We start from the raw sequence: 18806 nt of genomic DNA, 5'->3' as shown, positions 1-18806 counted from the left end.
ACTGAGAAAGAGCACTGGTCCGCAAAGGCCGCAAAGGACGCAAAGAACGGCGGTGGCAAAGGCGTCCAGGCAAGTCTGGATCCATATGGAGCCGAGCTCTTGTGGGTTCGGACTCGTCCGGACGCTTTTCCCTCATGTTGCCCTGGCGCGCCAACTTGAGTCAGTGCCCCGGACTGCTGTAGTCCTGAGCTGCAGGTGAAGACGAGGCCACCATACGAGCGCGTCTTCAAGGCTGCGCCTGCTAGCATCCGGCCATCTTCACGCTGGAGCACAACCGTGACCGACCCCAAAGCCGCATGGATGCCAGATTGGCAAGCCATGCAACAGCAGTTCTTTTCAGCATGGACCGACGCCGCGCGCGCCAGCGCAGCGCCATCGAACCCCGTGCAGGAGGGCTTCGAAGCCTGGAGCAGACTCTTCAGCGCCGGCAACTCCGGTAATGATGTGCTCGACAAGATGGTTGGTGGCGCTAAACAGTTCGCCGAGTTCATGCAGGGGGCGATCGGTCAGATGGCTACTTCCCGTCCGGACATGACCACGCCTGGCGCTATCCGCGAGGCGCTGGAAAAGGCCATGGGCGGCATGGGTCTGGACAAGAATCCGGTATTGGATGCGCTGCGTGGGCTGAACAGCGAAGGGGCCAAGGGTTTCGAGGATCTGTTCCGCGATTATCTGAAGGCCGTGAAGCCGATCGAAGACAATGCCCGCGGCATGCTGTCGCTGCCGGCTTTCGGCATGAATCGCGAGTCGCAGGAGCGCCGGCAGGCGCTGGCGCGTGCATTGGCCGACTACCAGGACCAGAACACCCGTTACAACACGCTGATGTTCAAGGCCAGTCGCTTGGGTCTGGACAAGTTCGAGTCGAAGCTGGAAGAGCGCAGCGAGCCGGGTCGCGAGATCACCAGCATGCGCGGTCTCTACGACGTCTTTGTCGATGCCGCTGAAGAAGGCTACGCCGAGGTCGCGTTGTCGGATGAATTCCGCGAGGTCTATGGCGAACTGGTCAATTCGCAGATGCGGGTGCGCCAACTGATTCAGGGTGAGGTCGAGCGCAGCACCGCCAGTCTGGGTATGCCGGGCCGCAGCGAACTTGATACGGTACACCAACGCTTGCATGAGCTGCGCCGGCGCGTTGCCGAACTGGAGGAAAGACTGGCGCAGTCGAACGCCGATGCGGCTGCCGTTGCAACGCCGATTCCGGTCGAGGCCGAGCCGGTCGACGCCGCCACGAGCAAGGTGGCGCCGAAGTCCAAAGCCGCTGCAGCTACTCGTACACCCAAGGTGGAGAAGCCCAAGGCGGCCAGAATCCAGGCGGGAACCAAGCCAAAGCCGGAAGCAAAGCCCGAAGCGAAGCCCAAGGCAGCGTCCAAGCCCAAGACCGCTCAGGCCAAAACGGCCAAGTCTTCCACCCGTCGTAGCCGGAGCTGATCACCATGGGACCCTTGCGTATTGATCCTAAAGCCGCGCTTGATGAAGTTGCCCGCTACAGCCAGAAGCTGACCGCCGCCACCCAGGTGCTGCGCGAGGTCGATGATGTCGAGTACGGTGCCACCGAAAAAGAAGTCATCTACCGCGAAGACAAGCTGGTGCTGTACCGCTTCAAGGGCGACAAGAAGCCCACCGCGAAGACTCCGACGCTGATCGTCTATGCGCTGGTCAACCGGCCCTTCATGACCGACCTGCAGGAAGATCGCTCGCTGGTGCGCAACCTGCTTGCGCTCGGGGAGGATGTCTATCTGATCGACTGGGGCTATCCCGACGCGGCCGATCGCTACATCGGTCTGGACGACTACATCAATGGCTACATCCGCCGCTGCGTGGATGTCGTAGCTCGCCGTCACGCGCTGAAGGCGATCAACATCCTCGGCGTGTGCCAGGGCGGTGCCTTCTCGCTGTGTTTTGCCGCGATCTACCCGGAGAAGGTCAAGAACCTGATCACCATGGTCACACCGGTGGATTTTCACACGCCCGACAACATGCTCTCGCACTGGACCCAGGGCATGGATATCGACCTGTTCGTCGACACCCTGGGTAATGTTCCCGGCGATCTGATGAACTGGTGTTACCTCACGCTCAAGCCCTTCCGGCTGAACCATCAGAAGTACATCGGCCTGGTGGACATACTCGATGACCGGCACGAAGTCGAGAACTTCCTGCGCATGGAGAAGTGGATCTTCGATTCGCCGGATCAGGCCGGTCAGGCCTTCCGTGAGTTCATCCGCGATTTCTACCAAGGCAACAAGCTGATGGAGGGCGGGCTCAAGATCGGCGACAAGGACGTCGATCTGAAGAACATCACCATGCCGGTGCTGAACATCTACGCCGAGCAGGACCATCTGGTGCCGCCCAGCGCGTCCATACCGATGAAAGACAAGGTCGGCACCAAGGACTACACCGTGCTGGCCTTCAAGGGTGGGCATATCGGCATCTATGTGTCCGGTCGCGCTCAGCGGGAAGTGGCGCCGACCATTCACGGCTGGCTGGCCAAGCGCTGATCGGCCGGGACTCGGGACTCGGGACTCGGGACTCGGGACTCGGGACTCGGGACTCGCGTGGCTCCGGTAGGGTCTGTTCAATGCTCATGTAGGTGACGTAGCGCGCGAACGCGCGCTACGTGACACAGCGGGACCGTTTTCGGCCTCGGCGCCGGTACCCAGCGGGGCTGGGCTGACTGCAGGGCCGGCGCAAACTACCTCCGGTTCCTTGGATGCGCGAACGCTGATGGCCAATCGCAAGAAAAGAACAACATCCGCAGTGGCGCCGGTGAAGCCGGCGCCGAACTCCCGACGCTGGCGCCGCTGGCTGTGGTTTGTGCTGTTGTCACCCATCCTGTTGAGTCTGCTTCTGGTGCTGGTCTTCCGCTTCGTCGCGCCGCCGATCACCGGTGTCATGGCGCAGCGCATCCTCGAAGCGCGCAGCGCCGGGAATGCCGATTTCCGTATCGACTACCAGTGGTGCCCGCTGGAGTCATTCGGGCCGTACCTGCCGGTGGCCGCCATCGCGTCGGAGGACCAGCGCTTCCTCGATCACCACGGATTCGACACGGTCGAGATCAGGAAAGCGCTCGATGCCGCCGAAGACGGTGAGCGCATGCGCGGTGCCAGCACGATTTCCCAGCAGGTCGCCAAGAATCTGTTTCTCTGGACCGGACGCAGCTGGGTGCGCAAGGGCTTGGAGGTCTATTTCACCGCTTTGCTGGAACTTGTCTGGCCCAAGCGTCGTCTGTTGGAGACCTATCTCAATATTGCCGAGACCGGCGATGGCATGTTCGGATTCTGCGTGGCCTGCGAGCGTCGTTTCGGACGGCCGTGTTCTTCCCTGGCGCCTTACCAACTGGCACTCATGGTGGCCACATTGCCAGATCCACGTCGGCGTCGCGCCGATCAGCCCACGCCCTATCTGCACCAGCGCGCGAGTTGGATCGTGCGACAGATGGATCAGCTCGGCGGGCCCTATCTGCTTCAGCAACTGGAAGGGAAGGCCGAGCCGGCGGGTCCCTGAACGCTGGCGCCTGTCGCCTCTGAGGGCATCTGCTGGCAGGGTTCGCAGATGACGGAGTTGACTCCCAGTCTGGCAGCCATGCACCTGATTTCCGCGCGCGGCGGCGGTAGTGCCCGTTTCGCCCGCGACCTGGCGCAAGGCCGTGAGCATGGCTTACTGCACCTGGGCGATGAGCTGGCGGTGGTCGAAGCTGCGGGCACGCCGGCGCAATTCTTCCCCTATCAATTGCCAGACTCTGCGGATGCGGCGAACTGGCTGCAATCGATATTGCTGGCCCACGGCAGCGATCTCCTGCATGTGCATTTCATGCAGCGCCTCACCTTGGAATTGCTGGAACAATGGCACCCGCTGGGTCGACCCTGGTTGCTCAGTGTGCACGATCTTGGCTTTCTCGCAGAGCACGCGTTCGCGCAGGATCAGGTCGAACCCGAGGCCGATGCCGATTGGCTGCGACGCTGGCGCGCGGTCATGGTCAGCGCCGCCGCCATCACCGTGCCTTCCGCCTATCTGGCCGGGGTATTCCATCGGCATTTTCCCGATCTGCCGGTGCGTATTGTTCCGCCGGGCATCGCCGTCGAAGAGCTTCCGCTGCCAGCGGATCGAGGCCTTCGCACCATCGCGGTGGTCGGCGCGTTGGGCCCGCACAAGGGCAAGCAGAGGCTGCTGCGCTGGTTGCAGCAGGCCGATGCCCAGCGCTATCGCTGGGTACTGATCGGCTACACCGACGAGCAACTGCATCCTGGCCACATCGCCGATGGCCGGCTCTGGGTGCATGGTCCATTTCTGCCACAGCAGACCACACATTGGCTGCAGCACTACGAGGTCGATCTGGTGCTGTTCCCCAATCGTCTGGCCGAGAGTTTCAGCTACGCCCTGTCTGACGTGTGGGCGGCCGCGGTGCCGGTTCTGGTGCCCGATGCCGGCGCTCTCGGCGAGCGTGTCCGCGCCCACGGCGGTGGTGCCGTGCTGAGCCACCCGGACCGGCCCGAGTCGGTGCTGGCCGCCCTGCACGATCTGGCCGACGGAAAGCAGCTCAGCCTGTGGCGAGAGCAGATTGTCGCGAATCGGGCAGAGATGGTGCCCACCCAGTCAGCCATGGAGATGGCCATGAACCAGATCTACGAGCAGCAGACGCAAGCCCAGTCATCGTCGATGGCCCGGGCTGCGGCCATCGCCCACCTGCAGCCCTATTTGCGCACGCAACTGGACGATGTCGTGTTTCGCGCCGAGAACATACGCCTGGCTCGCGACTACGCTCAGGTGCGCGACTGGGCCGAGAAGCTCGAAGCCGACGTTATTCGCTTGCAGCATGATCTGGTCGCGCTGGGTGGGGTGCGGGCCGAACTGGATCAGGCTCTGCAGCTGCGCGACGCAGATATTGCCGCCCTGCAGGCTCGCAATCTCGCGGTGGAGCGCGATGCGGCCGAGCTGCAACAGCGTAATGGCGAGGTCGAAGCCCGCTCTGCGATGCAGATTCGCATCGCCCAGGCCGAAGCCGCGGAACTTCAGGCCCGTGCCGACCATCTCAGCCGGCAACTCGATACGCAACAGGTGCAGACGCAGTTGCTGATCGGATTGTCCACCGCCCAAGCAGGGGAATTGACCGTAATGCATCAACGCATTAGCGCATTATCGAGCGAGCTGGAGGGTCTGCGGATCAAGGCTGCACGCTACGACCGAGTGCTGGCCTGGCTGCCGAACTGGAGCAAGATGCTGGCGCGACAGGCGCGCGCCTGGCTGAAGCCGGCAGGGTTTCGCCGGAGGTCCGCATGAATACGATCAAGGCCATCGATGTCTGTATCGTTTGTTATCGCAGCGATGTCACTCAGCTGCAGCGCCTGCTGCAGAGCATTCGTGAGGCCGCACCCGGTGTGGCTCGGCACGTGTCAATCTGGGACAACAGTGTCGATGAGGAGGCCAGCGCGGCCATCCGCACGACGCTACAGGCCTTTGCCGAGGACTTCAGTTCGCTGCGCTGCGAAGTCAGTGAGGGCAATCTTGGATTCGGGCAGGGCAACAACGCGCTGGCTCGGCAGGCGCGCAGCCCCTGGCTGTTGCTGCTGAATCCGGATACTGCACTCTTGCCCGGATCGCTCGAACGCATCCTGGCCCAGGCTGCCAGCGACGAGAACGCTGCCGCGTGGGAATTTCGCCAGCGACCGTATGAACACCCGAAGAACTATCACCCGGTGACGCTGGAAACCGAGTGGGTCAGTGGCGCCGCGGTACTGCTGAGGCGTCGGGCTTTCGAACAGGTCGGCGGCTTCGATCCGAATCTTTTTCTCTATGGCGAAGACGTGGATCTGTCCTGGCGCCTGCGCGCGGCGGGCTGGAAGCTGCGTTACCTGGCGCAGGCTTGCGTGATTCATGACAGCTATCGCTACGCCGGCGAGGTCAAGCCTCAGCAACTGGCGGGCAGCACGCTGGCGAATCTGCTGCTGCGGGCGCGCTACGGCAGTTGGCGCGATCTCCTTATGGGCTACCGCCTGTTGTGGCGCGAGATTGGCGTACCCCAGGCCTTTGCAGGGCGTCGCCGCGCATTGCTGCGCAATCTATGGCGCAGCTTGCGGCTGTTGCCGCATTTTCGAGGCAGCCGGGTCCAGCCCAACGCGCATTTCCAGCCGCGCTTTGCCGCCTGGGATTTCGAACTGCGTCGCAAGGGTGCCTTTTTCACCGCGCCCGAGCACGATCAGCAGCCGCTGGTGTCTATCCTCATACGCACCCACCGCCGTCCTGAATGGCTGCGCGAGGCCTTGCTCTCGGTGGAGCGGCAGACCTGGCCTCATATCGAAATCATCGTCGTCGAAGATGGCCCTGACCTCGCTCGGCGCATGATCGACATCGAATTCGCGCACCTGGCGCCGCGGCTGAAGTACCACGCCACCGGCACCTCGGTGGGTCGCGCCCGGGCCGGCAATCTGGCGCTGGCGATGGCCAGCGGCGAGTGGTTCAACTTCCTCGATGACGATGATCTGCTGTACGCCGATCACGTCGAGAATCTGCTGTCGGTGGCGCTGGCCGAGCAGGTGCCAGGCGTCTACGGAATCGCCTGGGAAGTGCCGACCGAAGTCGAGTCCGGAGCGCCGCTGCGATATCGCGAAACCGACTGGTTGCTGCGCTTCCAGATGCCGTTCAACCACGCCACGCTGTGGCTGGAGAACTTCATGCCGATCCAGACGGTGCTCTTCCATCGCCGTCTGTACGAGCGACATGGCGGCTTCGATGTGGAGATGGACCAGCTCGAAGACTGGAACTTGTGGACGCGCTACACGCTGGAGGATCGCTTCGTGCTGGTCGACAAGACCACGTCACTGTACCGGGTGCCGGCCCGCAGCGAGGTGGCGATCCAGCGCCAGGAGGCCCTGGATCAGGCCTACCGAGCAGCTCGGGAGCGCCAGCAGGCGATGCGAGCAGCGCTGTCGCCCGCGCTGATCATCGAAGAAGTGCGCAGCTCGCACACCTTGAACCAGACACCGACCACCGCGCATCTGGCGCGGCGGCTGGCGGAGCGCTTCATACCCGGTCGATTGCTGGTCAACTGGCTGTTGCGGCGCCGCCGGGCCGTCTGATCAGCCTGCCTCGACGGCAGGCTTGCACTGAGGCAGGATCAACAAGGGACTGGATTGGACTCTGTGCATGCGCACCATTCGTGGCTATATCGATGCAGAACTCGCGGCGGATCAGGAGCTTGCGCTGGGCGAGGATCTGTCCAACCACATCACGCGCGTGCTGCGCCTGCGGGTGGGCGATCGGCTGCAGCTCTTCGACGGGAGAGGACGGGAATTTGCGGCCGAACTGATCGCGGCCGAGCGCAAGCGCGCGCAAGTGCGGGTGGGCACGGAACTGGCTGCGTTGGCGGATTCGCCCTTGCAGCTGACCCTGGCACAGGGCCTGTGTCGCGGCGAGAAGATGGATCTGGTCCTGCAGAAGGCGACCGAACTCGGCGTGCAGCGGGTGCAGCCTCTGCAGACCGAGCGCACCGAGGTCAAGCTCGATGCCGAACGCGAAGCCCGGAGGATGGCGCACTGGCGGCAGGTGCTGATTTCCGCCTGCGAACAATCGGGCAGGGCGCGAGTGCCGGAGTTGGCCGCGCCCATGGCCTTGCCATCATGGCTGGCCGAGCTGCTGGCCGATGCGCCGGCTGCAGACGCCGGTTCGGTGCGCCTGATGCTCGATCCGGAGGGCGATGTGGTCCTGCGGGATCTGCCGCAAGCGACTCGGGCGCTGCTGGCGGTTGGGCCGGAAGGCGGCTTCAGCGAGCACGAGGGCGATATGCTGCAGCGCGCCGGCTTTACCCGACTGCGCCTGGGACCGCGTGTGCTGCGCACGGAAACCGCCGGCCTGGCGGCCATCGCCGCCTTGCAGTCGCACTGGGGCGATTTCTGATTAGGGGCTCTGTCGCAGAACCCTGCATCGGCTAGAGTTCGGGGCTTCCCGCCGCTTGCCTCTGGGCTCGATGCCTCTTTCCATACCACACGAGATTGCGGCAGCTGGTTACCGCTTCCGGCATGACCCGACGTTGTTGAGTCGCACGCTTGCCACCGCGCCGACGTACAGTACCGCGCTGGCCGCGGAGCTGTGCGAGACGCCGGTGCGGGTCGCCGTGGCCGAGGCCGCTCCGATCTACGATCTGGAACTGGCTCAGTTCGGGGCCTACCGGTATGACGCGGAGATGTCGCGTTTTGCGGTGCTTCGCGAGGCCGATTCGCCCTCGCTGATGCACGAGGCCCTGGAAGGACCGGTGCTGCTGCATGCGCTGGCCCATCAAGGGATCTACGTCATGCACGCCAGTGCCCTGAGGTGCGAGGACGGCAGGGCATTGCTGTTCTGTGCGCCCAGTGGCGTGGGCAAGTCCACCTTTGCCCGCAGCGCGCAAACGCTGGGTTGGCGACGGCTGTCCGATGATCTGCTGCCCATCCGGCGCTTGCCGGAGGGTGAAGTGCAGGCGCTGCCGCATCTACACCAGCCCAAGCTCTCGCTCGCCGAGCAATATCCAGCCGAGGCACCGCTGGCCCTGCCGCTGGCAGCCTTCGTTGAGCTGCGACGGGGTGCCGCGGCCGGGATTCGGCCTCTGCGCGGCGCCGAAGTGCTGGCGCGCGTATTGCGGCACACTGTCGCCACCCGGATCTATGCCAGCGCTGGCCTGGCGGCGCATCTGGACTTCTGTGCCCAGTTGGCTGCGGCGGCAGACCGGGGGCAACTGCTGGTCGCCGAACTCACGGTCGCCGAGCGACCGCAGGACATCGCGGGCGCGGTACGCGAGGCTCTGGAGCTGCTGCAATCGACTCTTGGCTGAACAGATCTGTGCAACCCTTGATGCGCCTTCCACACAATTGGTACTATTTTAGTCCTGTATGAATCACCGCAGGCTGAAGCTCCTTGTTCCGACTCTCCAAACTGGCCGACTACGCCACCGTGCTGATGGCCTGTCTGGCCGATGAAGAAGGCCGCTTGCTCAGTGCCCAGGCCTTGGCCGAGCGCACCCGGCTGGAGTCGCCGACGGTCTCCAAGTTGTTGAAACAATTGGCCCAGGTGGGGCTGGTGCAATCCACCCGAGGCGCCGCCGGCGGCTACCGCCTGGCACGGCCCGCGAATGAGATCAGCATTGCGGACATCATTACGGCCATCGAGGGTCCGCTTGGGATGACCGAGTGCAGTATTCACCACGGCATGTGCGGTCGTGAGAACTTTTGCACCGTATCGAGCAATCTGCGCAAGATCAGCGCTGCAGTCGAAAGTGCGCTCCGCGAGGTCACGCTGGTCGACATGGCAGCACCCAGTCGGCAATGGCAGCCCAAGGTCAGCGTCGAGCGGCTGACGAGCGTCACCGTATGACTTCGCCGCGCGGACGGGGAAAAACAGCGGGAGGCGAAGGACGCGAAGGAACAGCAGAAAGGACGCCAACAAGGCTGTCATGAAAATTCGGAAGAACATCGAAGTCGAGTGCATGCCGTCGAGTGCAGTCACGGCCGGTCAGAACGTTGAAGCGCCTGCGTTGCACGAGATATCAGGGAGTGGGTTATGAGCAGTACCGAAGTGATGGACAAGCCGGTTTCCGCAGGGATGGCGGCCGTCGATGAGGCGGTGCGTAAATCCTACGAGCATGGCTTCATCACCGATATCGAGAGTGACATCTTCGCGCCGGGTCTCAATGAAGACGTGGTGCGCAGGATCTCGGCCAAGAAGGAAGAGCCGGAGTGGATGACCGAGTGGCGTCTGGCTGCCTACCGCCATTGGCTGACGATGACCCCGCCATCCTGGGCGCGACTGAAGATCGAGCCCATCGATTTTCAGGCGGTCAGCTATTTCGCCTCGCCGAAGAAGAATCAGCCCAAATCGCTGGACGAGGTCGATCCCAAGCTGCTTGAGACCTTCGACAAGCTGGGCGTGCCGCTGCACGAGCGCGCGCGGCTGGCCGGTGTGGCCGTGGATGCGGTGTTTGATTCCGTCTCGGTAGGCACCACTTTCAAGAAGGAACTGAATGCTGCAGGCGTGATCTTCTGCTCCTTTTCCGAGGCCGTGCGTGAGCATCCCGAACTGGTTCGCCAGTATCTGGGGACGGTGGTGCCGACTTCCGACAACTACTTCGCGGCGCTGAACTCGGCCGTGTTTTCCGATGGCAGCTTCGTGTTCGTGCCCAAGGGCGTGCGCTGTCCGATGGAGCTCAGCACCTATTTCCGCATCAACGCCCGTGATACCGGGCAGTTCGAGCGCACCCTGATCGTGGTCGAGGAGGGTGCCGAAGTCAGTTATCTGGAAGGTTGCACCGCGCCCATGCGCGATGAAAACCAGTTGCATGCGGCCGTCGTCGAACTGGTCGCGCTGGCCGACGGCAAGATCAAGTATTCGACCGTGCAGAACTGGTATCCGGGCGACGAGAACGGCAAGGGCGGCATTTACAATTTCGTGACCAAGCGCGGTGATTGCCGTGGCGATCGCAGCAAGATCAGCTGGACCCAGGTCGAGACCGGTTCGGCCATCACCTGGAAGTACCCGAGTTGCGTGCTGCGTGGAGACGATTCGGTCGGCGAATTCTATTCAGTGGCGCTGACCAATCATCGCCAGCAGGCCGATACCGGCACCAAGATGATCCACATCGGCGCCCGCACCAAGAGCAAGATCATCAGCAAGGGCATCTCTGCCGGGCGCGGTCAGAACACCTATCGCGGACTGGTCAAGGTCGAGAAGAATGCCGACGGCGCGCGCAATTTCACCCAGTGCGACAGTTTGCTGATCGGCAAGCAATGCGGCGCACACACCTTTCCGTACATCGAGGTCAAACATCCGGGCGCCATCGTCGAGCACGAGGCCACCACTTCGAAGATCTCCGACGACCAGCTGTTCTACTGCCTGTCGCGCGGCATCAGCCAGGAGGATGCGGTGTCGCTGATCGTCGATGGCTTCTGCAAGCAGGTGTTCAAGGAACTGCCGATGGAATTTGCGGTGGAAGCCAAGAAGCTGCTGGAAGTGAGTCTGGAAGGGGCGGTGGGCTAGACCCTGGTGTCACGTAGCTCGCGTTTCGAGCAGCACGACCTTCCGAGTGGCGAGTTTTGTAGGTCACGTTGGCCGCAGGGCTACGTGACGATTGCGGATGCAGCTGCATCCAGGACACAAGAATGATGGGTACAACAGCAATGCTCGAAATCAACAACCTGCACGCCAAAGTCGCGGGCAAGACCATCCTCAAGGGACTCTCGCTCAGCGTCAAACCGGGCGAAGTGCACGCCATCATGGGGCCGAACGGCGCCGGTAAATCGACGCTGGGCAATGTGCTGGCCGGCCGCGAAGGCTATGAGGTGACCGAGGGCAGCGTCAGCTATCTGGGCGAGGATCTGCTGGGCTTGCCGGCCGAGGAACGCGCCGCCAAGGGCGTGTTCCTGGCATTCCAGTACCCCGTGGAGATTCCCGGCGTCAACAACACCTATTTCCTGCGCACCGCCTTGAACGCGCAGCGGCGCTATCGCGGCGAGCCGGAGCTGGATTCCATGCAGTTCCTCAAGCTCACGCGCGAGAAGCTCAAGGTGCTGTCGATCTCCGATGAACTGCTGACGCGGGCAGTCAACGAGGGCTTCTCCGGCGGCGAAAAGAAGCGCAACGAGATCTTCCAGATGGCCATGCTGGAGCCGCGTCTGGCCATCCTCGACGAGACCGATTCGGGCCTGGATATCGATGCTCTGAAAACCGTGGCCGAAGGCGTCAATCGTCTGCGTTCGCCCGATCGTGGTTTCATCGTGATCACCCATTACCAGCGCCTGCTCGATTACATCGTGCCGGATTTCGTGCATGTACTGGCCGATGGTCAGATCGTCGAGAGCGGCGACAAGTCGCTGGCCCTGCAGCTGGAAGAGCATGGCTACAACTGGATCAAGGAGCGCGAGCTCGGAGCGGCTGCATGAGCGACGCCCTGGCCGAACGCCTGCTTGCGGCGCTGCCGGAGTCTTCCGAGCCCGCTGCCGTTGAAGCACGACGCCGATTCGTGGCCGCAGGTCTGCCCACGCCCAAGACGGAGTCCTGGCGCTACAGCTCGCTGCGCGCCCTGCAGACGCTGAATCCGGTCGCTGGCCATGCTGCAGCCATGGCTGCGCCCGAACTGGCGGGCCTCGGCGGAACCCTGGCAACGCTGACGGCGGGCGACTGGGTGTTGATTTCTGACGTGCCACAAGGCGTTTCGCTTTCCGCGGGAGCGAGCTCGCGTCGCAAGCCAGCCCCTGTAGGAGCGACCTTGCGTCGCGACCTCGCGGCTGCGGTCACCGCGGACGCCCGGTCCGAAGATGGCGGTCGCGATACGAGGTCGCTCCTACCAGGAAGCACGGCGGCAGATGCCTTCCGCCTGCTCAACGAAGCGGGTTTGCCGGCAAGTCTGCAGATCGAGGTTGATGGACCTGTCGCTGGCATCTGGCGGCTGGCTCTGCAACACGACGCGCTGGGACTGTCGCAAACGCGCATCCGGCTCAAGCTGCACAAGAACGCGGCGATCACCCTGGTCGAACACTGGTTTGGCGGCGACGAGGCGGTTGGGCTCAGCAATGTGGTGTTCGACATCGAGTTGGAAGCGGGGGCTCAACTGACGCTGATTCGCCTTCAGGACATGGGTGCCAAGGCCCAAGCCGTGCAGCAGACCCAGATCCGCTGTGCAGATGGAGCGCAGGTATCGCTGGTGGTGCTGGAACTGGGCGGCCTGTGGTCGCGACATGATCTCAAGCTGCAGCTGGCGGCTGCCGGCGCCACCGTCCATGTCCACGGATTGGTCGCGCTGCAGGGACGACAGCACCATGACACCCAGCTGGCGCTGACCCATGCGGCAGGCGCTGCGCGGTCGGAGACTGTGTGGAAGGCGATCGCCAATGCGCGTTCGCGCTCGGTCTTCGATGGTCTGATCACGGTTGCGCCGGGCGCCGACCAGACTGAAGCGCATCTGAAGACGGCGAATCTGCTGTTGTCCGCGCATGCCGAGATCGACACCAAGCCGGAACTGGTGATCGAGGCCGACGAAGTGGTGTGCTCGCACGGTGCCACCGTGGGCCAGCTCGACGATCGCGCGTTGTTCTATCTGCGTTCGCGCGGCATACCGATGGCGCTGGCGCGCCAGATGCTGACGCTGGCTTTTGGCGGAGAGGTGCTGTCCGCCGTGGCTGATGAGACGCTGCGCGCGGCCTTGGCCGAGCGCGTGGCGGTGCATTTGCCGCAGGGGCTGGTGGATTGATCGATGAGGGTGCGTGCAAGTCGCGGCTGAAGCTGCTCTCACCAAGCATGCCGCAAGTGCTTGAATCAAAAACATTTTCCGCAAAGGACGCAAAGGACGCAAAGTAGAGCGAATCAATGATGTCAGCTGGCGATATCGCCATAGATCGCGCTCAGCCGGCCGACCTCTGAAATCTTCGCGTCCTTTGCGTCCTTTGCGGACAAAAAATGCAGTCCCGAGGACCGCCCCCGGTTTGACGCGCGAACAAGCGCACCGCCAGGGCCGACTGGGGCTCTCAGAAGTGCTCGGCGCCCAAGGCGCGGCCACGACTGCCACTCAAGCTGGAAGCAGATAATCCGATGACCATTGAAGCACTGCGTGACGACTTTCCCATCCTGCGCCGGGAAATCCACGGCAAGCCGTTGATCTATTTCGATAACGCCAACACGGCACAGAAGCCGTCGGTGGTCATCGAGGCGGTAGCCAGCTTCTACAGGCAACACAATGCCAATGTGGCGCGCGCCGTGCATACGCTGAGCGAGGAAGCAACCACGTTGTACGAGCAGTCGCGCGAGCGTATCGCCGGCTTCATCGGTGCTTCTTCCGCGCAGGATGTGGTGCTGACCAGTGGCACCACGATGGCGATCAATCTGGTTGCGCACTCCTGGCTGGCGCCGCGCCTGAAGGCCGGCGACGAGGTGGTCGTCAGTCAGATGGAACATCACGCCAATATCGTGCCCTGGCAGCTGCTGTGCGAGCGCAGCGGTGCCGTGCTGCGGGTGGCGCCCATCCACGACGATGGCTCGCTCGATCTGGAGGCCCTCTACGGCTTGCTCAACGAGCGCACGCAGCTGGTTGCGTTGGTGCATGTGTCGAATGTGCTGGGTACGGTCAACCCGATTGCAGCCATCGCCGAGCACACCCGCACCCGTGGCATCGCGCTGCTGGTGGATGGTTCGCAGGCGCTGCCGCACATGCAGGTCAACGTGTCCGAACTGGGCTGCGATTTCTATGTCTTCACCGGCCACAAGCTGTTCGGGCCCACCGGTACCGGCGCGCTGTGGGCCCGTCGGGAGCTGCTGGAAGCGATGCCGCCGTGGATCGGTGGTGGGGAAATGATCGAGTCGGTCAGTTTTGATGGCACCGTCTACGCGCCACCACCGCGCCGTTTCGAGGCGGGCACGCCGAATATTGCCGGATTTGTCGGCCTGGCTGCGGCCATCGAATATCTGCAGGCTCAGGATCTGGCAGCCCTGGCCGCACACGAACAGGCGCTGGGTGAGCGTCTGCGCGACGGTCTTGCGGCGGTCCCCGGGCTACGTTTCATCGGCAGCGCGCCGGATCGGGTGGCGGTGGCTAGTTTTGTGATCGACGGCGCGCACGCCACGGATCTGGCAGTGCTGCTGGATCTGGAGGGTGTGGCCGTGCGTTCGGGCCAGCATTGCGCGCATCCGCTGATGCAGCGTTTTGGCGTCAATGCCACCTTGCGGGCTTCGCTGGCTTTCTATAACACCGCTGACGAGGTCGACCGCTTTCTGGTGGCGCTGGACAAGGCTTGCGGCATGCTCGGCTGAATCGGGACCTGCCGGATCGGCCCAAGTTCCTTGGGTGCGGTCGGTCGGGTCTGTTAACCTACGCGGCTCTGTCGATCGAACCCGGAATAGCGCTCATGGCCAAGCCTGCTGTCAACATCGCGATCGCGGCAGCGCGCCGGGCGGGCACGGTCATCCAGCGCAGCATCCATCGCGCCGATGCCATCGCCGTGACCGAGAAGAGCCAGTACGACTTCGTCACCGAAGCCGACAAGCTGGCCGAAATCGAGATCATCAAGGAAATCCGCAAGTCCTATCCCGATCATGCGATCTGGGGAGAGGAGTCGGGTCGCCTGGGGAATTCGCGCTACGTCTGGGTCATTGATCCCATCGATGGCACCAGCAACTTCATGCGCGGATTTCCGCACTGCTCGGTCTCCATTGCCCTGATGGAAGACGGCGTGATCCAGCATGGTGTGATCTACGATCCGGTCCGCGACGAGATTTTCCACGCCAGCAAGGGCAGCGGCGCCTATCTCAACGACCGGCGCATCCGCGTCAGTCCGCGCCAGGGTATGCCCGGTGCCCTGATTGCGACCGGCTTCCCTTTTCGGCAACGTGCCCGCTTTGCCACCCAGATGCGCATGGTCAAGGCCTTGCTGGAAGACGCCGAAGACCTCCGCCGCACCGGTTCGGCCGCGCTCGATCTGGCCTATGTGGCCTGCGGACGGCTCGACGGCTACTTCGAGTACGGTTTGATGCCCTGGGACATGGCGGCTGGCGCCTTGCTGGTGCGTGAGGCCGGTGGTGTGGTGCTGGATTTCGAAGGCGAAGAGAACTGGTTCGACAGTGGCAATCTGATTGCCGGCAGTCTCAAGGTGGCAGCGGCTATGGTTGCGCGCATCAAACCGATCGCAGCCCGCCACAAGCGGACGCTGTCCGAGATTCCGGCGGGTCAGAGCGCGGACTGAGCGCTGGCAGCTGCGGGCGGCTTTGGGCCGCACGATCGTTTTGCGCCGGGAATACAGCGGGCCGCAAAGGACGCGAAGGAAAGGCAGAAAGGTCGCGAAGAAGAGCCGATTTGGGGTTGGGCCCTTTTGGGCTGATCGTGCTCCTCAGGAAACCCTGGCGTCATCGCGGCCACCTGTGACCATGAACTACAAGCTTCGCTCGTAGGAGCGCCCTTGCGGCGCGACCGCTGCTGCGGACGTGCTGTCGGCCGGTCGCGACGCGAGGTCGCTCCACGCAGCAATGAACCCATATCGTAGGTTATTGGTGCGTCATTGCGAGGAGCGCAGCGACGAAGCAATCCAGGGTAGCGCCGCACATCCCTGGATTGCTTCGCTACGCCGTCCATGAACCCATATCGTACCTTGTTGATTTGCTGTTGTAGGTCACGTTGCTCGCGTGGCGAGCTACGTGACGCAACTTGATGTCACGTAGTCCGCTGACGCGGACAACATGACCTACGACGGCGGGTTCATGGCCCGTGGGAAGTTTCAGGCCGGAACAGGTGGCTCGCAATGACGCACCAATGATTTGGCCTACATTCCACGTAATGGTGCCGTCTGCGCGGCTTCGGCTTCCTTTTCCTTGCGATAGGGATCGATGCGTTCGCGGACGATCCAGCCGGCCTGCGAGAACGCATCCAGCGCCTGCGGCGATACGCTGCCGGTCACCAGGACACGATTGCGCTTGCCGATCAAGTCGTCGCGCCACACGAATTGTGCGATTTCCGGCGACCAGTACAGGTAGTCCACCGGCACGGCCATGACGTAACTGCCATCCCGCAAGCGCAGGGCGGGCGAAGCACCGATGACCGTGGCCTGCGCCTGGGTACGGTGCTCGTCTTCGGCCACGGTCTTGAGCATGCGCATGGCATCGATCAGGAAGCGGGCATGTATTTCCCGCTCTGCCGCCAGTGCCAGATCGAAAAGCTCACCGCGTGCCGGCGCAAACAGCGGCAATCGCAGCAATTCCACGAATTCGGTCTGCTGGGTCAGGGTGAAGGCCTTGCTGCGACGGACCAGATCGCGCGCCGACTTTCCGGCGATGCCCAACTCCGCCAGCACCTTGAGATTGCGGCGCTTCAAGTCTTCCGGTGGCAGTTCCCAAACCAGCTTGTAGGCATCTCGCGCATATCCGAGGGCCTGGCCGGCGACACCGCCAATCAGGCCGATGGTCAGGCCGCTGAGCTTGGCACCGGACCAGGAGGCCCAGGCCAAACGGTCCAGGCGCTCGTCCAGCAAGGGATTGGTGCTGTAGGGATCTGCACCGACATTCCGTGCGATCTCGCGACGCGCCTTGTTGTAGCCGATGTAATTCAGCGTGGCCGAAGTCGCCACTTTCTGGGCACGGGCGTTTCGGCGCTCCTGGGCCGCAGCAGCTTCCTCTTCTTCTTCGGCGTCACTTTTTTCGCGCGCGTTGACCGCGGCATCGTTGATGTCGAGGGCCAGATCCTTGATGTTGAGGGCCGATCGGACCAGAAACCGGCCGATTCCTTGGGGCAATCCGGCCAGTGTGTCCTTGGGTTGGGTAGCCACCTGCTGGACCGCTTCGGCGGGTTTTTCCACGCCGCGAGACACCGCGTCAGTGAAAACCTCGGTAGTCGTGACCTGATCAAGCGTGCGTACCGCGGGCAGTTCGCGCACGCGCAGACGCAGTTCCTGGGCGCCGTCGGCCGTCAACGTGCCCATATCGCTGCGCATCTCGAACTGACCGTAGTAGTCGACGATGGCTGCATCGGAACTGATGCGATAACCGGGCCCGGAAAGGTCCAGGCCGGGCACGAGTTCCCGCGAGGGCATGCGCGGTACGGTTTCGAAGGGGCCGTTGAGATCGGCGCTGCGCTGTTCCGGGGCAGGTGCCAGGCCCGGTGGTGCGTCGGCCGGCTTGACGGCGATGGACCCACTTGTGGCGCAGGCGCCAAGCATGGCGGTCAGAAGCAGCATGGAAACGATGCGGTAATTCATTCTTCCAGCATATCTGCAGCTCCGCTCTGCCACCTGAACGAAGCAGCAAGCGAGTCTGAGGGTCACTGACCCTTGTTGGCCACGCCATGCGGCACATGCCCGGTGGGGACAAAGCGGCTGGCGTTCTCGGCATTCTTGCGCTGGTCATCAAAAAATATGTCGGCACCGAAGGCGGCCAGGAAAGGACCCTTGTCGCGCCCGCCCAGGAACAGCGCTTCGTCGATGCGCACACCCCATTCGCGCAGCGTCAGAATCACTCGCTTGTGAGCCGGTGCCGATCGGGCCGTGACCAGAGCGGTGCGTATGGGCGAGCGTTCAGCCGGGAAGGCCGCCTGGATGCGATGCAGCGCGTACAGCACACTGCGGAAGGGGCCGCCGGACAGCGCCTGATGCGCCAGCGCCTTTTCCGATTCGTGAAAGCGATCGAGGCCTTCGCTGTGGCTGACCTGCTCGGCCTCGTCGGAAAACAGCACCGCATCGCCATCGAAGGCAATGCGCAACTCCGGGTGGGCATTGGCGCTGGCCTGTGAGGGCAGGATGCTGGCTGCGGCATACCCGGCCACCAGCGCCTGGCGCACGTCCTCGGCGTTCGCCGACAGAAACAGGTTGGCGCCGAAAGGCTTGATGTACTGATGCGGCGGTGCGCCATTGGTGAATGCGGCCCGAACGATTTCCAGCCCGTAGTGCTCGATCGAATTGAAGATCCGCAATCCAGAATTGCCACTGTTGCGGCTGAGCAGCAGCACTTCCACCTGCGGCGTATCCGGGCGCAGCTGATTCAGTCGCAACAACTTCTGCACCAGCGGAAAGGCGATCCCCGGGCGCAGCACCGCATCCTCGTTAGCCAGCTGATAGGCCTGATAGGCATCCAGCCCGTCGCGTTCGAAGAGCTCGTGCTCGGTCGAGAGATCGAACAAGGCCCGCGAGGAGATGGCCACGACGAGGCGGTCCAGTACCGCAGCCGGGACTCGGGACTCGGGACTCGGGACCCGGGAAGAGTCAGGGTCTGGGGCGGGCAGCGATGGCTTGGCGGGGTGGGACATCAGCAGACTTTGTCACGCAGGATTGGAAGGGAAGGGTTGGATGTTGATTCGGATTGCATGACCATTCTGCGCCGCG

Annotated in this window: 15 protein-coding genes; 13 read left to right on the top strand and 2 right to left on the bottom strand. The window is 63.2% G+C overall.

What is annotated here, in order from left to right; genetic code table 11:
* The first annotated feature begins 276 nt into the window (after positions 1-276).
* From phaE to H7A19_09620, 13 genes are all read left to right on the top strand, one after another.
* Complete coding sequence (gene phaE / locus H7A19_09680; GenBank protein ID MCP5475092.1) at positions 277-1428, top strand: class III poly(R)-hydroxyalkanoic acid synthase subunit PhaE; 1152 nt, start codon at positions 277-279, stop codon at positions 1426-1428.
* A 5-nt stretch (positions 1429-1433) separates the two neighbouring features.
* Entirely contained in the window at positions 1434-2495 is a 1062-nt protein-coding gene (locus tag H7A19_09675) for a class III poly(R)-hydroxyalkanoic acid synthase subunit PhaC (GenBank protein MCP5475091.1), read from the top strand.
* Positions 2496-2721: 226 nt separating this feature from the next.
* Positions 2722-3501 (top strand): monofunctional biosynthetic peptidoglycan transglycosylase, encoded by a 780-nt coding sequence (gene mtgA / locus H7A19_09670; GenBank protein ID MCP5475090.1) that lies wholly within the window; start codon positions 2722-2724, stop codon positions 3499-3501.
* A gap of 48 nt (positions 3502-3549) precedes the next feature.
* Positions 3550-5274 (top strand): glycosyltransferase, encoded by a 1725-nt coding sequence (locus H7A19_09665; protein ID MCP5475089.1) that lies wholly within the window; start codon positions 3550-3552, stop codon positions 5272-5274.
* Positions 5271-7070: a glycosyltransferase family 2 protein gene (locus H7A19_09660; GenBank protein ID MCP5475088.1), complete on the top strand. Its 1800-nt coding sequence runs from the start codon at positions 5271-5273 to the stop codon at positions 7068-7070. The genes H7A19_09665 and H7A19_09660 overlap by 4 nt, the downstream gene beginning before the upstream one ends.
* A 67-nt stretch (positions 7071-7137) precedes the next feature.
* Positions 7138-7887, top strand: a complete 750-nt coding sequence (locus H7A19_09655) for a 16S rRNA (uracil(1498)-N(3))-methyltransferase (GenBank protein MCP5475087.1) — start codon at positions 7138-7140, stop codon at positions 7885-7887.
* A gap of 136 nt (positions 7888-8023) precedes the next feature.
* On the top strand, positions 8024-8797 hold the full coding sequence (locus H7A19_09650) for a hypothetical protein (protein MCP5475086.1): 774 nt from the start codon (positions 8024-8026) through the stop codon (positions 8795-8797).
* An 83-nt stretch (positions 8798-8880) separates the two neighbouring features.
* On the top strand, positions 8881-9336 hold the full coding sequence (locus tag H7A19_09645; protein MCP5475085.1) for an SUF system Fe-S cluster assembly regulator: 456 nt from the start codon (positions 8881-8883) through the stop codon (positions 9334-9336).
* Positions 9337-9564: 228 nt separating this feature from the next.
* Positions 9565-10995 carry a Fe-S cluster assembly protein SufB gene (sufB, locus tag H7A19_09640; protein MCP5475084.1) on the top strand — a complete coding sequence of 477 codons (1431 nt, stop codon included), beginning with the start codon at positions 9565-9567 and terminating at the stop codon, positions 10993-10995.
* Between the two features lie 140 nt (positions 10996-11135).
* Positions 11136-11897 carry a Fe-S cluster assembly ATPase SufC gene (gene sufC, locus H7A19_09635; GenBank protein ID MCP5475083.1) on the top strand — a complete coding sequence of 254 codons (762 nt, stop codon included), beginning with the start codon at positions 11136-11138 and terminating at the stop codon, positions 11895-11897.
* On the top strand, positions 11894-13204 hold the full coding sequence (sufD, locus tag H7A19_09630) for a Fe-S cluster assembly protein SufD (GenBank protein MCP5475082.1): 1311 nt from the start codon (positions 11894-11896) through the stop codon (positions 13202-13204). Before sufC ends, sufD begins: the two co-directional genes overlap by 4 nt.
* A 338-nt stretch (positions 13205-13542) precedes the next feature.
* Positions 13543-14757, top strand: coding sequence for a cysteine desulfurase (locus H7A19_09625; protein ID MCP5475081.1), 1215 nt, complete (start codon positions 13543-13545; stop codon positions 14755-14757).
* 95 nt (positions 14758-14852) lie between these two features.
* Positions 14853-15686 carry an inositol monophosphatase gene (locus tag H7A19_09620; GenBank protein ID MCP5475080.1) on the top strand — a complete coding sequence of 278 codons (834 nt, stop codon included), beginning with the start codon at positions 14853-14855 and terminating at the stop codon, positions 15684-15686.
* 573 nt (positions 15687-16259) lie between these two features.
* On the opposite strand, the gene H7A19_09615 is transcribed toward H7A19_09620, so the two are convergent.
* Together H7A19_09615 and H7A19_09610 are read right to left on the bottom strand one after the other, a co-directional pair.
* Positions 16260-17666, bottom strand: coding sequence for a hypothetical protein (locus H7A19_09615; protein ID MCP5475079.1), 1407 nt, complete (start codon positions 17664-17666; stop codon positions 16260-16262).
* A gap of 83 nt (positions 17667-17749) precedes the next feature.
* On the bottom strand, positions 17750-18730 hold the full coding sequence (locus H7A19_09610; GenBank protein MCP5475078.1) for a 5'-nucleotidase: 981 nt from the start codon (positions 18728-18730) through the stop codon (positions 17750-17752).
* Between the last annotated feature and the right edge of the window lie 76 nt (positions 18731-18806).

This window comes from Rhodanobacteraceae bacterium (assembly GCA_024234055.1).
GTDB lineage: Bacteria > Pseudomonadota > Gammaproteobacteria > Xanthomonadales > SZUA-5 > JADKFD01.
This window is presented reverse-complemented; position numbering and strand designations above follow the sequence as displayed.